Below are 20,869 nucleotides of genomic sequence, written 5' to 3' on the forward strand. Positions count from 1 at the left end.
GGCGCGGCGGACCGCGCACGTGTCGACGATGGACGTTGTTGGCGAGGTGGTCCCGCAGGCCGCGGCCCGCGGCCCGAGCTGGGACGGCCGCTTCACCGTCCTGATTCTGTTCCTGCCGCCGGCGCTGCTCCTGTTCACGCTGTTCGTGGTGCTGCCGATCGGAGAAGCCGCGTGGTACTCGGCCTTCAACTGGAACGGGTTTGGCAGGCCGACCAACTGGATCGGCCTCGACAATTACCGTTTTGTGCTGGAAACGCGCGCGTTTTGGCTCGCCTTGCGCAACAACGGGCTGATCATCGCAGTCTCGCTGCTGGTGCAGTTGCCGCTTGCGCTCTCGCTCGCCCTGATGCTGTCGGAGCGCTTTCGCGGTGCGGTGGCGCTGCGCATGCTGTTCTTCATGCCCTATATCCTGGCGGAGATTGCGACCGGGCTGATCTTCTCATTCGTCTATGACGGCGATTATGGGCTCGTCGCTTCGATCTGGCGCAGCTTCGGTGCCGAGCCGCCGCATCTGCTGGCCTCGACCGACACGGCGATGCTGGCGGTGCTGATCGTGATCGTCTGGAAGTATTTCGGCTTCCACATGATGTTGTTCATCGCGGCGCTCCAGGGCCTCGACAAGAGCCTGATCGAGGCCGCCCGCATCGACGGCGCGACGCGGTCGCAGACCCTGCGCCATGTCGTCATTCCCTTGCTCCATCCGACCATCCGGCTCTCCGTGTTCTTCGCCATCATCGGCTCGCTGCAACTGTTCGACCTCGTCATGCCGCTGACGCGCGGGGGACCTGCGGATTCATCGAACACGATGGTGAGCTTCCTCTACAACAACGGCATCTCCCGGATGCGGGTCGGCTATGGCAGCGCCATCGGTGTCATCCTGTTTGCGATCTGCGTGACCTTTGCCTTCACCTACAAGCGATGGTTCATGCGCGATGAATAGGGCCGAGACCACCCGCACGCCGTTCGATCCCGCCATGCTGTTCAAGGCCGCGTTCCTCGCTGTCGTCGCCATCTTCGTGCTGGTGCCGCTGCTCGCGACCTTGCTCGGCGGCTTCAAATCGCTCGGCGAGCTGCGCGTCAATCCGTTCGGCCTGCCGCGCCACTGGGAATGGCAGAATTACGCCGACATCCTGTTCTCGGCGCGCTACTGGCAGCTCCTGCGCAACTCGCTGATCATCTCGGCGCTCGCGGTGACGTTGACCCTGATCGTAGCCTCGATGGCGGCGTTCACCTTTGCCCACGTCAGGTTCTACGGCAGCTCGATGTTGCTCAGTTACCTGACGCTCGGCCTACTGTTTCCGGCAGCGACCGCGGTGCTGCCGCTGTTCATCAAGGTGCGCGATCTCGGGTTGCTCGATACCTATTTCGGCGTTGCGCTGCCGCAAGTCGCCTTCAGCCTGGCGATGAGCGTGCTGCTGCTGCGGCGTTTCTTCAAGGATATTCCCTATGAATTGCTGGAGGCTGCGCTGGTCGACGGTTGCAGCTACATCAAATTCTTCCGCTATGTGACGTTGCCGTTGTCGCGGCCGATCCTGGCGACGGTCGGCACCATCACTTTCGTCAACAGCTGGAATGCCTATCTGCTGCCGCTGGTGATGCTCAACACCGATGCGCTCTATCCCTGGCCGCTCGGCATCATGGTCTATCAGGGCGAGTATTCGTCCGAATGGCATCTGATCCTGGCCTTCATCACGCTGACCATCCTGCCGACGGTCATTCTCTTCCTTCTGGCGCAGAAGCACATCGTCGCCGGCCTCACCGCAGGCGCGGTCAAGGGATGAGCGGCATCTCACGGAGACTATCATGAGAAGAGTGGGTATCGGTATCATCGGCTGCGGCAACATCAGCACCGCTTATCTGAAGGCAGCCCAGCGCTTTCCGGTGATGGAAATCAGGGCGCTCGCCGACATGCGCAGCGACGCCGCGGAGCGCCAGGGCGCTGCCTTCGGGCTGCCGGCAATGCGCGTCGATCGAATGCTCCAGCGCGATGATGTCGAGATCGTCATCAATCTCACGGTGCCGCTCGCCCACTCCGACGTCAGCCTCGCGGTGCTGAATGCCGGCAAGCATGTCCATTCCGAGAAGCCGCTCGGCATCAACGTCACCGAGGCGCGCAAGGTGATGGACCTCGCCGCGCAGAAAGGTCTGCGCGTCGGCTGCGCGCCCGATACGTTCCTCGGCGGCGGGCATCAGACCGCGCGCAAGCTGATCGACGACGGCGCGATCGGCACACCCGTGGCGGGCAGTGCCTTCTTCGGCTGTCCCGGTCATGAACGCTGGCACCCGGCGCCGGGATTTTATTACCTGCGCGGCGGCGGACCGATGCTGGATATGGGGCCGTATTACATCACCGACCTCGTGCAATTGCTCGGCCCGGTCGCAAGCGTGATGGGCTCGACCGCTCGCCCGGAATCCGAGCGGCTGGTCACCAGCCAACCCATGAACGGGACGCTGGTCCCGGTCGAGGTTTCGACCCACGTCGCCGGCACGCTCGAATTCGAGAGCGGGGCGGTCGTCTCGATCGCGATGAGCTTTGACGTTCCGAAGCACCGGCACGCCCCGATCGAGATCTATGGCGACAGGGGCAGCATGCTGGTGCCGGACCCGAACCGTTTCGGCGGCGAGGTGCAGGTCGCAAAGACCGGCGGCGAGTGGGAGACGGTGCCGTTGACGCACGGCCATGTCGACGGCGAGTTCCGGTCCATCGGTGTTGCCGACATGGCTTCTGCGATCCTGAACAACCGGCCGCATCGGGCCAGCGGCGCGCTTGCCTTCCATGTGCTGGAGGTGATGGAGGCGTTCCAGACCTCCGCCGACGACGGGCGGCGCGTCAGGATCGAAAGCCGCGTCGAGCGGCCGGCGATGCTGCCGGCCGGGCGTGAAACCGGACAGATCGACTGAGGACAGAAACATGCGCAGGGCAATGATTGTTTGGGGTGGCTGGCCGGGACATGATCCGGATCTCTGTGCCTCGATGATCCGTGGCTGGTTGAAGGCGGAAGGCTTCGAGGTGCGGGTCGAGACCACGACTGCGGCCTTTGCCGATCCCGCGATCCACGATCTGTCGCTGATTATCCCGATCTACACCATGTCGAAGATCGAGAAGGCGGAGGCGCTCAATCTCTGTGCGGCGGTGCGCAGCGGCGTCGGGCTCGCCGGCCACCATGGCGGGATGTGTGACGCATTCCGGGATTCCGTCGATTACCAGTTCCTGTGTGGCGGGCAGTGGGTCGCACATCCCGGCAACATCATCGACTACAAGGTCGACTTGACGAAGCCGGATGACCCCATCATGAAGGGTCTGAAGAGTTTCGAGCATCGCTCCGAGCAATACTACATGCATGTTGACCCCGCCAACGAGGTGTTGGCGACGACCACCTTCACCGGCGAGCACGCGCCCTGGATCGAGGGCGTCGTCATGCCCGTGGTGTGGAAGAAGCGTTACGGCGCGGGCAGGGTGTTCTATTCCTCGCTCGGCCACCGCGCCTACGAGCTCGACGTACCGGAGATCCGGACGTTGATGACCCGCGGCATGCTGTGGGCGGCGCGCGAATGACGGCTGGCGCGATGCAGCCGTTGGTTCGCGCCACGCTCGAGGACGTCGCACGCGCGGCGGGCGTTTCGCTGGCCACCGTCGACCGCGTCGTCAATCGGCGCGAGGGCGTGCGTGCCAAGACGGTCGCGCGGGTCGAGGCGGCGGTGGCGAAACTCGGCTACCGTGCCGACGTCGCGGCGGCGCGGCTCGCGCGCGGGCAGAGTTTTCGGTTTGCCTTCGTGCTGCCGACCGGCAGCAACAGTTTCATGACCAACCTGACCGAGCAGGTCCAGCGCACCGCGGAGTGGCTTGCCGGCCAACGCGGCTTCATCGACATCCTCCATGTCGACGTCTTCGACCCGGATGTGCTCGCCGGCGCGCTGGAAAGCCTGTCGCCGGCCTATCAGGGGGTCGCCGTCATCGCGCTCGACCATCCGAGGGTGCGTGCGGCGATCGACGAACTGGTGGCGCGCGGGACCGCCGTGGTGACCCTCGTGTCGGACGCGCCGAGCTCGCGGCGTCTGCATTATGTCGGAATCGACAATCCGGCTGCCGGGCGAACGGCGGCAACCCTGATGGGACGCTTCCTCGCCGGTCACGACGGGAAAGTTGCGGTGATCGCGGGATCGTTGTCGCTGCGCGATCACACCGAGCGGCAGTTCGGCTTCCACCAGATCCTGTCCAGCGAGTATCCGAACCTGCTCTCGCTGCCAGTGATCGAGGGCCGCGACGACAGCGAGCGCACACGCAAGCTCACGGCTGCGCTGCTGGCCCGCCATGCCGATCTCCGTGGCATATATTGCTGCGGTGCCGGCAATCGTGGCATTGCCGACGCGCTGGAAGCTTCGGGACGCGCGCGCGAAGTGGTCTGGATCACTCATGAATTGACCCAGCACACGCGGCGTTTTCTGGTCCGTGGCACGCTCGATGCGATCATCAACCAGGATCCCGGCCACGAGGCGCGCTCGGCGGCGCGCGTCCTGCTGGCACATTGCTCGGGCGAGCCCATCAGCTCCGACCAGGAGCGCATTCGCATCGACATTTTCCTGCGGGACAATCTGCCGTAAGGGGCGCCTGATCTCGCGCTGGCAGTTAGCCACCTATTGAAGTGTCGAGCCCGGCGGGCCGTAGGGTGATCCATGTCGGCGGCTGAAGCGGCGGCCTGATGCTGCTTCAAGACTCCGCTCGTCGGCGCTTTCAAGAATCGGTCATGCTTCATGCTCTGGTCGTCGTAGGCCAGAACGAACTTCAATCCGAATTGCGCACGTGGGATTCGGGACTCTCGGCATTCAACTACTCGCGCGAATGCAAATTTGATTTGGTTCGTAAATCAATTTCTTATCGTGGACTAATCAATTGCCGCAGATCGTGTGTCGAAAGAGGCAGTCCACAAGACGTTTCCGCGTTCAAGTCGACGTTTTTCTTGCGCGTGAGAATTATTTCCAAAAATTTCGGAATGCGTCTTGCTCTCTTTTCGCGGTTGCGACATTCTGCCTTCGCACACATGGGTAGAGGCAGTGAGGGAAGTTGATCGGCCTGGAATGAATGTCTCCCTCGACCTCTCTCTCGCACATATAACGGCCGCTATCGGATCGCGATAACTCGCCCGGCCGCTCCTGCGGGCATCCAAAACAAACGAGGAATAAACCGCGCGTGAGCGGCTGCTGACGCGTGGACGCTCGAGGTGTGTCCAGGTTCGCTCAAGGCGGTTGTTGCAGAATGTTCGGGTGCGAGGCGTGAGGGAGATTCGAGTGTTTCAAGCCGGGTCCATGAGCGATGAGCGCTTGAAGCGCCTTCTGTCGGATCCTGCGTCGTCGCATCGATGGTGGGGCGAATCGTAATGTATGCCGAGGAGTCGCCGGGATTCGCATCGTTCGAGGCCGGCCTCGCGCACCATCGCGCAGGTCGCTTGCCGCAGGCCGAGGCCATCTATCGACAGATATTGGCGTCCGAGCCTGACCATGCGGACAGTATTCATCTTCTGGGAGTTGCTTCGTTCCAGGCCGGTCAGCCCGACAAGGCGCTCGATTTCATCATCCGTGCCATCAAGCTCCGGCCTTGCACCGGCGTCTATTACAGCAACATGGCCGCCGTCTTGCGCGCGCTCGGACGCAGGGACGAGGCCGTCGCGAGCTACCGCGAGGCGCTGTTGCATCAGCCCGACAATCTCGATGCACACAATCAGCTCGGAATCCTGCTCGGTGAATCCGGCGACGCTGCGGGCGAGGAAGCCCATTACCGGCTCGCGCTGCGATATGATCCCGACCATGTCGATGCCCGGTTCAATCTCGCCAATCTGCTGGTGAGGCGGAAACATCTCGATGACGCCATCGGCGACTTTCGGCAGGTGCTGCGGCGCAAGCCGGATTTTGCGGCGGCCCATAGCAACCTCGGGGCCGTGCTGTTCGATCTGTCTGCTTTCGAGGAATGCGAGCGTTGTTATCGCGAGGCCGTGCGCCTCAACCCCGCATTTGCGGAGGCCTATAACAACCTTGGCATTCTTCTGACCAAATTGGGTCGCTTCGACGAGGCGGAGGCCGGCCTTCGTGAGGCCTGCAAACTCAAGTCGTGCTTCCCTGAGGCCTTGAACAATCTAGGTGATCTGCTGCGAATCCGGGGGCGACCGGAGGAATCAGAGGTATGTTGCCGGGAGGCTTTGCGTCTGAAGCCGGATTATGTTTCGGCGCAACTGAACCTGGGCAACGCCCTTCGCGAGTCCGGCCGCTTTCACGAAGCCGAGGCTTGCTATCGGGAAGCTCTCGATCGCAATCCGGCCTGGCCTGAGGCGCTCAGCAATCTCGGCAGCCTGCTGTTCGATCTGGGGCGGCCCGATGAAGCCATTCAGAGCTTCCGAACGGCGGTGTCGCAAAAGCCAGATTATCCCGACGCGCATTCCAACCTTGCGATCACCCTGTTGCTGGCCGGCCAGTTCGATGAAGGATGGCGGGAGTATGAGTGGCGGTGGAAGCAGGACAAGAACAAGCCGCATCTCCGTGGCTTCAGCCAGCCGCTCTGGGACGGCGGCGATATCGGTGATCGCGTCCTGCTGCTGCATGCGGAGCAGGGCTTCGGCGACACGCTCCAGTTCTGCCGCTTCGTGCCGGCCATCGCGGCGGGACGGCGGGTCGTTCTCGAGGTTCAGCGGCCGCTGGTGCCGCTCCTGGCGGGGTTGCCGGGAATTGAGCGCATCGTCGCCCATGGTGACCCGCTGCCGCCATTCGATCTGCATTGCCCGTTGTTGAGCCTGCCGCGGGTTCTGGGCACCACCCTCGAAACCATCCCGCAGCAGGCTTCCTATCTCCGTGCCGATCCGCAGCGCGCCGCGGCTTGGTGTCAGCGAATTGGTCAGCTCGATGGCCTGCGGGTCGGCCTCGTCTGGGCGGGCAATCAGGCGATGGGGGCCGACCGGCGCCGATCCATTCCGCTCGAGCGGTTTTCGGAGCTCTCGGACATGCCGGGGGTGAGTTTCGTTTCATTGCAGAAGGGACCGGCGGCCGAACAGTCGCGGCCGCCAGGTCTGTCCTTGCACGATTGGACCGAAGACCTCCACGACTTCGGTGAAACTGCCGCGCTGATCGAGGCGCTGGATCTGGTCATCAGTGTCGATACCGCGGTGGTGCATCTTGCGGGAGCGCTTGGTCGTCCGGTCTGGCTGCTCAATCGCTTCGACCGGTGCTGGCGGTGGCTGCTGAACCGCTACGACAGCCCCTGGTATCCGACGCTGCGGCAATTCCGGCAACCTCAGCCCGGCGACTGGTGTCGCGTTCTCCAGGACGTGCGCGCCGAACTCCAGAAGCTCAGTCCGACCCGATCCACCGTCCAGTAACGCCACGAACTCAGAATTCTTCGTCATTCAGGAATGAAGTCATGACAACGACCGTCACGAGCACTGCCTCGAACACGAGCCTCACGGTTTCCGCCAATGACGAGAGCCTCATCCTGATCGGGAACAGTGATGTCGTGACCGTCACCGGCATCAGCGACAGTGTCACCATCACCGGCGTCGCCGATACGGTCATCGCCAGCTCGACGCAGGTGACGCTGACGGGCACGTCGTCCAGCGCCACCGTGATCGGTGCCGGCAATATCGTGACCGTCACCGGCACGAACGATACGGTGACGCTGTCGGGCGTGCTGGAGACCCTGGTGGCGAGCTCGTCCGCGGTGACGCTGACGGGGACGAGCACCTCGGTGGTGGTGACGGGCGATGGCAATTCGATCGTCGTCGCCGGCGGGAACGATACGCTGACGGCGGGCGGCGGCACGATCGCGATCAATGCTGCAGGCACCGTGCTGACGACCACGGCGGACACCAAGCTGACGCTGGGGAACGGCGCCAGCGCGACTGTGAACGCGGTCGGGTTCGTCGATCAGGTGACGCTTGGGGCGTCGAATACGTTCACCCTCGCCAACAATGGCGACGGCGTCCACATCCTGGCCACCGGCGCAACCGGCACTGGCGATGTGATCACGGCCAGCAATGTGGCGGTGAATTTTACCGGCGTGAATACGGGAACGACGCTCATCAACAATTCGATCACGGGTGTCAACGACCAGGTGACAGTGAGCGGCAGCAAGCTGGCGGTGACCGTCAATGGCGTTCCCAACGGCCAGATATTGGTGAGCGGCTCCAACGACAGCCTGACCGTCAACGCGGGTGGAGCCGCCGGCAGCGTGCTGGTCAGCGGCACGAACGACACTGTGAACGTGACCAACACGGCGGTGACGCTGACGGGGACATCGTCCGCCCTGACCGTGAGCGGCACCAACAACACGGTTCAGGTGACGGGACCGAGCGAGACGGTCACGCTGACAGGTACGAGCAGCTCGGCGGTGGTGACGGGCACCCCGGTCGCGATTTACGTTTCAGGCACGAACGACACGTTGACCGCGGGAGGCGACGCGATCACGTTGACGGCCAGCGCCTCGGCGATCATCGACGCCGCAGGATTGGCCGATCAGGTGACTTTGGCTGGCAACAACCGCCTGACGCTGACCAACAACGCTGCGGGCAGCAGCATCACGGCAAGCGGCTATGACACGATCACCGCCAGCAATGCGGCCGTGACGTTCCTCGGATTGGCCGGCGCGCCATCGGCTGCCACGCTGACCGGCTCCAACGATCAGGTGACCGTGACTGCGAACAGCCTGGCGGTGTTGGTCAATGGGGCTCCGAGTGGCCTCGTCGTGGTCAGCGGGAACGACGACAGCGTGACGATCAATGCCGGTGGCGTGAGCGGCAACGTCCTGGTCACCGGCATGCGCGACGGCCTCGCTGTGTCCAATACGGCGGTGACACTGGCGGGGACATCATCCAGTCTGTCTGTGAGCGGCGCCAACAACACCGTTCAGGTGACGGGAGCGAACGAGACGGTCACACTGACGGGCGTCAGCAGCTCGGCGGTGGTGACGGGTTCGCCGGTGGCGATCTATGTGTCAGGCACAGCCGACACGTTGACGGCAGGAGGTGACTGGATCGCGTTGACGAGCAGTGCTTCGGCGACGGTGGATGCCCAGGGAATGGTCGATCAGCTGGTCCTTTACGCCAGCAACAGTCTGAATCTGATCAATAACGCTGTCGGCACCACGATATCGGCCAACGGCAATCAATCGATCATCGCAAGCAATGCATCAGTGAATTTCACCGGGACGACTGGCCAGGCATCCGGCGCCACGCTGACCGGATCGAACGATCAGGTGACCTTGAGCGGGAGCAGCGAGGGGCTGACGATCAACGGAGTCCCGAGCAGCGTGCTGGTCGGCGGATCCAAGAATAGCGTAACGATCAACACCGGCGGGGCGAGCGGCGGCGCGTCGATCAGCGGGACTGACGACCAGGTGATCATTAATGCCGGGGGAGCAAGCAGCAATGTCGTGGTCACCGGCGTGCGCGCGACCGTCCTTGCCAGCAACACGGCTGTGACGCTCGCGGGGACGGGATCCAGCGTGTCGGTGGGCGGCACCAGCAACACGGTTCAGGTGACCGGATCGAACGAAAGCGTCGCGGTGTCGGGCACGTCGAACACGGTGATCGCCAGTTCATCGACGCTGACGATGTCGGGCACGAGCACTTCCGCGGTCGTGACGGGGACCGGAAATGCGATCACCATTGCGCAGGATGCAAGCGTCGCACTGACAGGAAGCGGTAACACGATCTCGCTGGCGGTCGGCTCTACGGCGACGATCGATGCCGCAGGAATGATGAACCAGATCTGGCTCAGCTTTTCCGACAGGCTGACGCTGATCAATAATGCGGCGGGCTCGACCATCACGGTTTCCGCCAACTATGGCTACAGCTTTTACGATATTATCAACGCCAGCAATGCGTCGGTGGTGTTCGCCGCTGTCGGCCATAGCGGTTATCCGGCTTACATGACCCTGACCGGCGACAGCAATCAGGTGACCGTGAGCGGGACTTATCAGAGTGTCACGATCAACGGCGTTCCTGCCGGCCCGGTGATCGTCACCGGCTCCAACAACTGGGTGGCGCTCAACGCGGGCGGCGTAAGCGGCGGTGTGCTGGTCAGCGGCGTTAACGACACGCTGTATGTGAACAACACGGCGGTGACACTGTCGGGGACGGGATCCAGCGTATCACTCAACGGCACCAACAACACGGTTCAGGTGACCGGATCGAACGAGGGGATCGCGCTGCTAAGCTCGAGCAGCTCGGTGGTGGTCACGGGAATGCCGGCTTCGATTTACGTCGCAGGCACAAGCGAATCGTTGACGGCGGGCGGCGACGCGATCACTCTGGCATTTGGCGCGTCGGCGCTGATAGACGCCGCGGGATTCGCCGACCAGATTACCTTGAACGGCAGCAACTGGCTGCAGCTCACCAATAACGCTGCAGGCTCGACCATATGGTCCGGCGGCAGTGACGTCATCCTCGCAAGTAATGCGTCCGTGGTGTTTGGCGCAACGAGCTCCCACGCCACGCTGACCGGGTCGAATGATCAGGTGACGGTGACGGGGACTGCCTCCGCGGTGACGATCAACGGGGCGCCGGCCGGTACTGCGCTGATCGGCGGGTCTAGTAACAGCGTGCTGATCAATACCGGCGGCGCCAGTGGCAACGCGGTCGTCAGCGGAGGCAACGACGCCGTGGTGATCAACACCGGCGGCGCAGCGAGCAATGTGACGATCAGTGGATCGTACGACCAAGTAACGGTCAACGCCGGGGGCGCGAGCGGCACCGCGCTGGTCACTGGCACGAACGAAACACTGGTTATGGCCAACACGGCGATAGCACTGGCGGGGGCGGCGTCCGGCGTGACGCTTTACGGTGCCAACAACACGGTTCAGGCGATGGGGACCAGCAACTGGCTGGTCTTGGGGGGAACAAGCAGCTCGGCCGTGGTGACGGGCACTATGACGGCCGGGATTGCCGTTACAGGAGCAAACGATACGCTGACCGCCGGCGGCAGCACGATTGCGCTCAATGGATCGGGCGCCGTGTTGACGACTACTGCGGCCACCACTGTGTCTCTGGCGAACAGTGTCGTTGCAACGATTGACGCCGGCGGGTTTGCCGATCAGGTGACCGTCGGAGCGGGCGACAGGCTGACACTGACCAACAACGGTGCTGGTACGAGCGTCACAGCCACCGGTGGCGGTGATACGATCGCGGTCAGCAATGCCACCGTGACCTTTGCCGGCAATGGCGCGAGTGTTGCCAGCACCCTCAACGGGTCGAACGACCAGATCACGTTGAGCGGAGCGAGCCAGGTGGTGACCGTGAACGGTGCGCCCAACGGCCCGGTCGTGGTCAGCGGCACCAAGGACACCCTGACGATCAACGCCGGTGGGGCCAGCGGCAACGTCGTGGTCAGCGGCGTGAACGACACGATCAATGTGACCAATACGGCTGTGACCCTGGTATCAGGTTCGGCCGGCACCGTGATCACCGGAACCGGCAACTCGATTTCGACCAGCGGAATTGGCGTCAGCGTCACCTTGACCGGTGCAAACCAGAGCTTGAACGCTACCAGCAGCTTTGTGACGTTGGCGGGCACGAGCACCTCGGCCGTGGTGACCGGTGCGGGAAATGCGATCGTCGTCAACGGCACGAGCGATACGCTGACCACCAGCGGCGGTGCGATCACGCTCAACGCGACGGGCGCCGTGGTGACGTCTACCGCGGCCGCAACCGTAACCTTGGCGAACAGTGTCGCGGCAACGGTGGATACCGGCGGCTTTGCCGATCAGGTGACGCTCGGTGCGAACGGTGCGCTGACGCTGACCAATGCGGCGGGCTCGGTGGTGACAGCCACGGGAAGCGGCGATGCGATCACCGCCAGCAATGTCACGGTGTCGCTGTCGGCAAGCTCGGCAACCCTCGCCGTAACAGGATCGAACGACACGGTGGTCGTGACCGGGACCAAGGATACGCTGACGCTGTCCGGCGCCTCTGAAAAGGTGACGGCGAGCTCGACGACGCTGACCCTGACCGGGACCAGCAGCTCGGCCGTCGTGACGGGGACAGGAAATACCATTGTCCTTGCGGGCGCGAACGACACGCTGACAGCGGGTGGCGGCACCATTGCCGTCAATGCGACGGGCGCCGTAGTCACGACCACCGCGGCGACGGCGATAACCCTCGCCAATGGTGTCACCGCATCGGTGAATAGTGGTGGCTTTGCCGACCAGGTGACGCTTGGGGCGAATGATACGGTATCGATCGGCAATGCCGCAGGCTCGGTGATCACTGCCACGGGCACCGGTGATGCGATCACCGTGAGCAATGCCATGGTGACGCTATCGGCCAGCTCGGCGACCCTTGCCGTGGCCGGATCGAGCGATACGGTGGTTGTGGCCGGGACGAAGGATATTGTGACGGTGTCCGGGACGTCGAACAGCGTGAACGCCAGCTCGACGACGCTCACGCTGACCGGGACCGGCAGCTCGGCCTTGGTGTCGGGCGCTGGAAACACGATCGTCGTTGCGGGCACGAACGACACGCTGACCGCAGGCGGCGGCTCGATCGCGATCAATGCGACAGGCGCCGTGGTGACGACCACCGCGGCGACGCCCGTGACTCTGGCAAACAATGTTGCCGCAACGGTGAGTGCAAGCGGTTTTGCCGAGCAGTTCACCCTCGGGACGAACGATGCGCTCACGCTGACCAATGCCGCGGGCTCGACGGTGACAGCCACCGGGACCGGTAACGGTGTTGCCGCCAGCAACGTCGCGGTCACGCTGTCGGCAAGCTCGGCGACTCTGGTCGTCGCCGGATCGAGCGATACGGTGGTCGTGGCCGGGACCAGCGATACGGTGACAGTGTCCGGGACGTCGGACACGGTGACTGCGACTTCGACGGCGATCATCCTCACCGGGACCAGCAGCTCGGCTGTGGTGTCCGGGACAGGAAACGCGATCGCCGTTACGGGGGCAAACGACACGCTAGCCGCGGGCGGTGGCACGATTGCATTCTATGCGACAGGCGGTGTGCTGACGGCGACGGCGGCGACCACCATATTCCTGGCGAACAATGCCGGCGCCACGGTGAACGGTGGCGGCTTTGCCGAGCAGGTGACGGTTGGAACTAACGACACCCTGACGCTCACCAACAATGGGGCCGGCACCACCGTCACGGCTGCCGGTGGCGGTGATACCATCACTGTCAGCAACGCCGCTGTCACGTTCGGCGGCAACGGCGCATATCTCGCCAGCACGCTGACCGGGTCGAATGACCAGGTCACGCTGAGCGGTGCGAGCCAGGTTGCGACCGTCAACGGGGCGCCCAACGGCCCGGTCGTGGTCAGCGGGACCGCTGATACGCTGACGATCAATGCCGGTGGCGCGAGTGGAACGGTTCTGGTCAGCGGCGCGCAGGAAGTCCTGAACGTCACCAATACGGCGGTGACGCTGTCCGGGACGGGGTCCAGCGCGACCGTGAACGGCTCTGGAAATGCGGTTGCTGTGACCGGGGCGAATGAGGCCGTCGCGGTGTCGGGATCCGGCAACTCGGTGGTCGTCACGGGGACCGGCGACGCTGTCGCAGTGTCCGGATCGTTCGTGCCGGTGACGGCGAACTCGACGGCGATCACGCTGACGGGAAGCAGCACGTCGGCCGTGGTGACGGGGGCGGGGAATGCGATCGTCATTGCAGGCGCGAACGACACGTTGACCGCGGGTGGCGGCACGATCGCCATCAACGCGACGGGCGCCGTGCTGACGGGGACCGCGGCGACGACGCTGACGCTGGCAAGCAACATTGCCGCGACGGTGGATGCCGGCGGCTTTGCCGACCAGGTCACGCTTGGGTCCAACGACGCGTTGACGCTGATCAACTACGCCGCCGGCACCGGACTCACGGTGACCGGCGGTGGCAATACGATCAACAACAGCAATGTCGCCGTGAACTTCAGCGGCAATGGCGCAGGAGTTGGCAATACGCTGACGGGATCGAGCGATCAGGTCACCTTGAGCGGCACGAGCCAGGTCGTGACTCTCAACGGGAGCCCCAATGGACCGGTGGTGATCAGCGGCACGGGCGACACGCTGACGATCAACGCCGGTGGCGCGAGCGAAACCGTCCTGGTCAGCGGCAAGCAGGATGTCCTGAACGTCACCAATACGGCGGTGACGCTGTCCGGGACCTCGTCGAGCGCGACGGTGATCGGGTCGGGCAATTCGGTGGTGGTGACCGGAACGAGCGACGCGGTCACGGTATCCGGATCGTTCGTGCCGATAACGGCAAACTCGACGGCGATCACGCTGACCGGAACGGGCAGCACTGCCGTCGTGACGGGTGGTGGGGATACGATCGTCGTCACGGGCATCAACGATACGTTGACCGCGGGAGACGCCACGGTCGCGCTCAATGCCACGGGCGCGGTGCTGACGACCACCGCGGCCACCACCGTGACCTTGGCGAACAATGTCGCTGCCGAGGTGCATGCCGGCGGCTTCCTGACACGGGCGACGCTGGGCAGCAACGACACGCTGGTGCTCGATGATCCCGCCAATCTGTCGTTCGTGACCGCCACGGGCGGCGGCGATACGATCTATGTCGACAATGCGAACGTCATCTTCAGCGGCAACGGCGGGGGCGTCGCCAACGTTCTGGATGGCGAAAACAACATCATCGTCGTCAGCGGCAACAACGAGGTCGTGGTCGCCAACGGCGTGCCGTTCGGATCGGTCCTCGTCAGCGGCTCCGACGACGTCGTGACGATCAATGCCGGTGGCGTGAGCGGCACGCTCCAGATCATCGGCACGCGCGACCTGGTCAATGTCGACAATACGGAGGTGACATTGATCGCAACCACCTCCACCGCGACGGTGCACGGGTCTGGCGACACGATTACGGTCATCGGAACGGGCAATGCGTTGACCGTGTCAGGGTCGTCGAATGCGGTCGCGGCGAACGGGACTGCGGTGACGCTGACGGGCACCGGCAGCTCCGCCGTGGTGACGGGCAGCGGCGATGCGATCGTCGTCGCGGGCGTGAACGACACGCTGACCGCGGGAAGCGGCACGATTGCGGTCAATGCCACGGGCGCCTCGGTGACGACCACCGCGGCGACTGCGATAACCCTGGCAAGCAATATCGCGGTGACCCTGGATGCCGGCGGCTTCGCCGATCAGGTGACGCTCGGGGCGAACGACACGCTGACGCTGCTCAATGGCGCCAACACGGTGCTGAAGGCGACCGGCACCGGCGGCACGCTCGCTGCGAACAATGCGGTGGTGACGCTGTCGGCGAGCTCGGCGACTCTCGCCGTGACCGGGTCCAGCGACACGGTGGTGGTGACCGGGACGGGCGATGCGGTCACCGTGTCGGGGACATCGGACACCGTTTCGGCGAATTCGACGGCGGTGACGCTCACGGGAACGAGCAGTTCCGCCGTCGTGACGGGGACGGCGAACGCGATCGTCGTGGCCGGCAGCAACGACACGCTGACCGCGGGAGGCGGCACGATCGCCGTCAATGGCACGGGCGCCATGGTGACGACGACGGCCGCCACGGCCATCACCCTTGCAAGCAATATCGCGGCGACAGTGAATGCCGGAGGCTTCGCGGATCAGATAACGCTGGGGGCGAATGACACGCTGACACTGACCAACAACGGCGCCGGTACCAGCATCAAGGCGACCGGTGCTGGCGATGCGATCACGGTCAGCAATGCCGCCGTGACGTTGTCGGGAACCGCCAGCTCAGCCGTCGTGACGGGCACGGGCAACGCGATCGTTGTGTCGGGGACGAACGGCACCCTGACCGCGGGCGGCGGCACGATCGCCGTCAACGGCACGGGCGCCGTGGTGACGACCACTGCGGCGACGGCCATAACCCTGGCGAACAATATTGCCGCAACGGTGGATGCCGGCGGCTTCGCCGACCAGGTGACGCTTGGTGCGAACGACACACTGACGCTGACTAACAACGGCGCCGGTACCAGCATCAAGGCGACCGGTCATGGTGATGCGATCACCGTCAGCAATGCCGCGGTGACGCTCTCGGGAACGAGCAGCTCTGCGGTGGTGACGGGCAGCGGGAATGCGGTCGTTGTCACAGGCACGAACGACACGTTGACCGCGGGAGGCGGCACGATCGCCGTCAATGGCGCGGGCGCCATGGTGACGACGACGGCGGCGACGGCCGTAACCCTGGCCAGCAACATCGCCGCAACCTTGGACGCTGGCGGCTTGGCTGACCAGGTGACGCTCGGGGCGAACGATACGCTGACGCTGCTCAATGCCGGCAACGCCGTGGTCACTGTCATCGGCACCGGCGATGTGATCGCGGCGAGCAATTCCGCGGTGACGTTGTCAGCAAGCTCGGCGGCTCTCGCGGTGACCGGATCCGGCGATACCGTGGTCGTGACGGGAACGGGTGATGCGGTCACCGTGTCGGGGGCATCGGAGACCGTAGCGGGGAACGCGACGGCGGTGACCCTCGCGGGAACCGGCAGTTCCGCGGTGGTGACGGGAACGGGGAATGCGGTCGTCGTCATCGGCACGAACGACACGCTGACGGCGGGAGGCGGCACGATCGCGCTCAACGCGACGGGCGCCGTGGTGACGACCACCGCGGCCACGGCCGTAACCCTAGCGAGCAATGTTGCCGCAATGGTGGATGCCGGTGGCTTTTCCGATCAGGTGACGCTTGGCGCGAACGACACGCTGACGCTGACCAACAACGGGGCCGGTACGAGTATCAATGCGACCGGCAGCGGTGATGCGATCACGGTCAGCAATGCCGGCGTGACACTGTCGGGAAGTTCGTCCACCGCGACGGTGGTCGGGTCCGGCAATATTGTGGCGGTCACGGGCACGGACGATACGCTGACGGCCATCGGCGACGGCAACACGCTCGTGGCCGGAGCAGGCGTCACCACCCTGGTCGGCAACGGCAATCAAACGATCTACCTTGCTGGAAACGGCGACACGACCATCGACAACATTTCGTCATCGGGGTCGGCCAGCGGGGAGCTCGAGCTCCAGGGCGGCGTAAATCACGACAATCTCTGGTTCCTGCAATCCGGCAACGACCTCGTGATCGACGTCATGGGCACGACCCGGCATATCACTGTGGCCAATTGGTTCGCCGATCCGAGCAACGGGCTACAGGATATTCTGGCCGCTGACGGTCTGAAAATCGATAGCGGTGTCTCGCAGCTCGTCCAGGCGATGGCGACGTTCGAGCAGAACAATCCTGCTTTCGATCCCACCGCGGCGGGCAATGGTCAGATGCCGAACGATCCCGGCTTGCAGACTGCGTTGGCTGCTGCCTGGCACTGATGGAGCGAGCTTCAGATCCAATGACCGTACGTGTCGATCAGTTTGCGGAGGTTCAGGGCGTCGCATCTGAGCCTCCGTCCCGGGGCCGTAGTCTGTCCGTGGGCGAGGTCCTCGGGCAGGTTACCGAATTGGTCTCGGCCAGGAAGTACGATGAGGTCCAGGCGCTGATCCGGGAGGCAATGGGACGGCATCCCGAGAACGGCGACCTGATCAATGCGAACGGCTACGTGCTTTCGGCGATGAAGCGCCAGTCCGATGCGTTGAGATGGTATCGCGACGCCCTCGAATTCAGTCCGATGGGCGCGGGCATATGGAATAATCTGGGTACCGCGTTCAAGCATCTCAAATACTACAACGTCGCGATCGCCTGCCATCAGCGGGCGATCGGTCTTTCAAGCGAAGAGGCGTTCCTTCATCACAATCTCGGTTTGTGTTATGCGGAAATGGGGCAGCACGGCGAGGCCATCCTGGCCTTCGACCGCGCGCTAGCGTTGCAACCGGATTTTCACGTCGCCCGATGGGACAGGGCCCGCAGCTTTCTTCACCTGGGAAATTACCGGAAGGGCTGGGTGGACTATGAAGTCCGCCTTGTTTCCGGTCAGATACCGGCAAGATCGGTCTCCGGCCGCCAATGGACGGGGACCCCATATCCCGGCAACCGGCTCGTCGTGCTCGCGGAGCAGGGGTTTGGCGACACGCTGTGGGCCCTGCGATATCTGCCGCGCGTCAAGGGATTGGGCGGTGAGCTGATCGTCGAATGTCAGCCGGCGCTGTGCTCCCTGGTCGCCTCGTTTGGCGTTGCAGATCAGGTCATTCCGAAGGGTGAGCCGTTGCCGGAGGCAGACTATCACTGCTCGTTCTGCAGCCTTCCCGGACTTTTCACGCCGGATCTGTCCCGGCTTCCGGCTCAACCCTATCTCTCGGCTCCGGCGGAGCGCGGAGCAAAATTCGAACCCTATCTTCGAAAGGGTGCGGGTTGCCTGAAGGTCGGCATCGTTTGGTCGGGCAGCGTAACGTTTGAAAAGAATGCCGAGCGTGCCATTTCGCTCGATCGCCTCCTGCAAGCCGTCGATTTTCCGGGCGTGCAGCTTTACAGTTTGCAGAAGGGCCCCCCCGAGAAGGAACTGCAGGCCGTCGAGCTGCGCCGGCCGATCATTGATCTCGCACCGGAGTTGAGCGATTTTGCAGATACGGCGGCCGTCGTCGCCAATCTTGACCTGGTCATCATGACCGACAGTGCCGTCGCCCACCTTGCTGGCGGGCTTGGCGTCCCCGTCTGGATTTTGCTCGGCCATTCGGCGCACTGGCTATGGCTGCTCGAGCGCGCCGATAGTCCCTGGTATCCATCGGCGCGATTATTCCGCCCCCGTATCGAGGGTGACTGGGACCATGTTCTCGACAGCGTCGCCATCGAGCTGATGAAGTTGGCCACGGTCAAGGTGCCATTGTTCAGCGTCGGGCAAGTGCGCTGATGAATTGCCGCCGCTGTCCGCCGAATGATCAGCGAGGAAGTTTTTCCAAAACCTGGCATGGTCCGGGCGGCCGGTCGCGACGAGATCGATCGCGCAAAGGACGTGTGCGCGCGCTGCGCGGCAGGTTGAGGAAAAAATCTCCGCGCAAATATTTCCGACAATTATAGATGTTCTTGAACAGTGGGAGTTATGGCCGGATTCGACTGCCTGTGTTCAGTTTCGAAGCGCATGCATGTGGGTTCCTCATTTTGAACCGCGCACGAAAGTGCTCCCCAAAATTATTTCCGATCGTGTCTTGCTCTTTGCTATGGGTTGCGACATTCTGACCCTGCACATAAGGGTAGTGCGGGGGAATAGAGGGAAGTTGGCTTGCGAATGTGAATGACGTCCCTTTCTCATCTCGCGCCCGTCACGAACGAGGCTGAGTAGCAACTACTCGTCGCAGTTCGCACAGCGGCACATCCATTCAATCAGCAGAAGCACATCGCAGGGAGTCCGGCGCGGCGTTTACGTCGATGCTGATGGTCGCCTGCGTCCCGAAATCTGTTGAAGCGGTTGTCCGTAATCCCAGCCGGGCATGATCGACGACACGGCGCGCGATGCGCGGGGACCGTTATCCACGAGCCGGCCGACACCCGAGCAACGTATCGTTGCCTGTGTTGCGTGTTGCGTACTGCGTGATTCGAACGGTCGACTGTCGGTTCCGGGGAGGCGGGAATGCCTAATACGACGAATGTCAGCAACACCACGATTTCGCTCACCGATGGCAGCAGCCTGATCGTAACCGGTACCAATGACACGGTGCTGGTTAATTCGGGCTGGGTGCAGCTGAACACGCCGAGCGGCACGATCACGGTCAACGGGACGAACGACGTTCTGTCGATCGTCAGCGCGAACAGTTCGGGGGTGGTGAACGGCGACGGCGCCCGTGTCACGCTGAGTGCTGTCAGCGATACGGTGACGGTCAGCGGAAACAATGCCTCGGTCACACTAAGTAGCAACTTCGATAGTGCGACGGTGACCGGCAATGGTGCCGATGTGACGATCGCCGGAACCAGCGACCAGGTGACGTTGAGCGGGACCAGCGATACGCTCACGGTCAGCGGCAATTACAACACATTGAACACCTCGGCGGTGACGTCGGCGACGATCCTGGGAACCGGCAACTCGGTGACGCTGGGAGGCAATAGCGTTTATGTCTTGTTGAACGGCACCAACGACAACGTCACGCTCACGGGAACCAGCGACAGCGTAAACATCAGCGGTAACTACGTGACCGCGAATGTCAGTCGTGCGCACGGTTCGGTGGGGGCGGTCGTCGGCGGCTCGTTGACCATCGTCGGCGATAGCAACACGTTGAGCGATGGTAGCGACCGGCACGGACTGACGCTGAACGGGAACAGCAATACGCTGTATCTCAGCGGTAGCACCGACACGTTGTCGGTGACCGGCAACGGCAACAACGTAGTCATTTCCGGCTACATGGATAACGCGACGCTGAACGGTAACAACGAGACGCTCACGATCAACGGCAACGGCAATTTTGCCAACGTGACTCTGACCGGGGCCGGCGACACCGTCACCATTGGAGCAGTCGGAGACACGATCACCACGACGAGTGCGGCGAGCTTCACCTTCACCGGCTCGGGCAGCTCGGCGGTGATCAACGGCAGCGGCAACACGGTGTCGATTGGCAGCGGCTCGGTCACGCTGAACGGCAACAACGAGACGGTGAATGCATCGGGCGGCTCGGTAAGTGTTGCCGGAACCGGTGAGACGATCACGACGACCGGCACGGTGTTCGCGACGGTGAGCGGGACCGGAAGCTCGGCGACGGTGACGGGCAACGGAAATTACGTGACGGTGACCGGGGTCAGCGATCAGGTGACATTGGTCGGGACCAGTGACACGCTCACGGTCAACGGCAACTATAACACGCTGAACACATCGGCGGTGACGTCGGCGACGATCTCAGGCACCGGCAATACGGTGACGCTTGGTGGGACCGGCGACGTGGTCAGCCTGAGCGGCAACTACAACAAGGTGAACGTCAGCGGCGCGAGCTCGATCCTCGTCGGCAGTGTTAACGGCTATTTGGACATTGCCGGTAGCAACG

9 protein-coding genes are annotated in these 20,869 nt (G+C 63.4%); all 9 read left to right on the forward strand.

Features of this window, described 5'->3' with window-relative positions:
* Positions 1 to 28 precede the first annotated feature (28 nt).
* Entirely contained in the window at positions 29 to 940 is a 912-nt protein-coding gene (locus tag PMI42_RS25380) for a carbohydrate ABC transporter permease (protein WP_085969764.1), read from the forward strand.
* Positions 933 to 1,781, forward strand: a complete 849-nt coding sequence (locus PMI42_RS25385) for a carbohydrate ABC transporter permease (RefSeq protein WP_008139392.1) — start codon at positions 933 to 935, stop codon at positions 1,779 to 1,781. Before PMI42_RS25380 ends, PMI42_RS25385 begins: the two co-directional genes overlap by 8 nt.
* 22 nt (positions 1,782 to 1,803) lie before the next feature.
* The gene (locus tag PMI42_RS25390; protein ID WP_008139395.1) at positions 1,804 to 2,901 is read left to right on the forward strand and encodes a Gfo/Idh/MocA family protein; all 1,098 of its coding nucleotides are present in this window, start codon (positions 1,804 to 1,806) and stop codon (positions 2,899 to 2,901) included.
* A 10-nt stretch (positions 2,902 to 2,911) separates the two neighbouring features.
* Complete coding sequence (locus tag PMI42_RS25395; RefSeq protein WP_008139397.1) at positions 2,912 to 3,556, forward strand: ThuA domain-containing protein; 645 nt, start codon at positions 2,912 to 2,914, stop codon at positions 3,554 to 3,556.
* Positions 3,553 to 4,602 (forward strand): LacI family DNA-binding transcriptional regulator, encoded by a 1,050-nt coding sequence (locus PMI42_RS25400; RefSeq protein ID WP_008139399.1) that lies wholly within the window; start codon positions 3,553 to 3,555, stop codon positions 4,600 to 4,602. Before PMI42_RS25395 ends, PMI42_RS25400 begins: the two co-directional genes overlap by 4 nt.
* A gap of 773 nt (positions 4,603 to 5,375) precedes the next feature.
* A complete protein-coding gene (locus PMI42_RS25405) occupies positions 5,376 to 7,361 on the forward strand; it encodes a tetratricopeptide repeat protein (RefSeq protein WP_008139401.1) in 1,986 nt (661 codons plus the stop codon).
* Between the two features lie 41 nt (positions 7,362 to 7,402).
* Entirely contained in the window at positions 7,403 to 17,281 is a 9,879-nt protein-coding gene (locus tag PMI42_RS25410) for an S-layer family protein (protein ID WP_008139403.1), read from the forward strand.
* A 20-nt stretch (positions 17,282 to 17,301) separates the two neighbouring features.
* Positions 17,302 to 18,753 carry a tetratricopeptide repeat-containing glycosyltransferase family protein gene (locus PMI42_RS25415; protein ID WP_008139405.1) on the forward strand — a complete coding sequence of 484 codons (1,452 nt, stop codon included), beginning with the start codon at positions 17,302 to 17,304 and terminating at the stop codon, positions 18,751 to 18,753.
* Positions 18,754 to 19,470: 717 nt separating this feature from the next.
* Positions 19,471 to 20,869: beta strand repeat-containing protein (locus PMI42_RS25420; protein ID WP_008139406.1), on the forward strand; the 1,399-nt coding region annotated here is incomplete at its 3' end.

The sequence above is a fragment of the Bradyrhizobium sp. YR681 genome, assembly GCF_000282615.1.
Lineage (GTDB): Bacteria > Pseudomonadota > Alphaproteobacteria > Rhizobiales > Xanthobacteraceae > Bradyrhizobium.

Bases quoted from the DNA above. Each gene is read 5' to 3' on its own strand.
- PMI42_RS25380 (WP_085969764.1), top strand. From the start codon at position 29: ATGGACGTTGTTGGCGAGGTGGTCCCGCAGGCCGCGGCCCGCGGCCCG.
- PMI42_RS25385 (WP_008139392.1), top strand. From the start codon at position 933: ATGAATAGGGCCGAGACCACCCGCACGCCGTTCGATCCCGCCATGCTG.
- PMI42_RS25390 (WP_008139395.1), top strand. From the start codon at position 1,804: ATGAGAAGAGTGGGTATCGGTATCATCGGCTGCGGCAACATCAGCACC.
- PMI42_RS25395 (WP_008139397.1), top strand. From the start codon at position 2,912: ATGCGCAGGGCAATGATTGTTTGGGGTGGCTGGCCGGGACATGATCCG.
- PMI42_RS25400 (WP_008139399.1), top strand. From the start codon at position 3,553: ATGACGGCTGGCGCGATGCAGCCGTTGGTTCGCGCCACGCTCGAGGAC.
- PMI42_RS25405 (WP_008139401.1), top strand. From the start codon at position 5,376: ATGTATGCCGAGGAGTCGCCGGGATTCGCATCGTTCGAGGCCGGCCTC.
- PMI42_RS25410 (WP_008139403.1), top strand. From the start codon at position 7,403: ATGACAACGACCGTCACGAGCACTGCCTCGAACACGAGCCTCACGGTT.
- PMI42_RS25415 (WP_008139405.1), top strand. From the start codon at position 17,302: ATGACCGTACGTGTCGATCAGTTTGCGGAGGTTCAGGGCGTCGCATCT.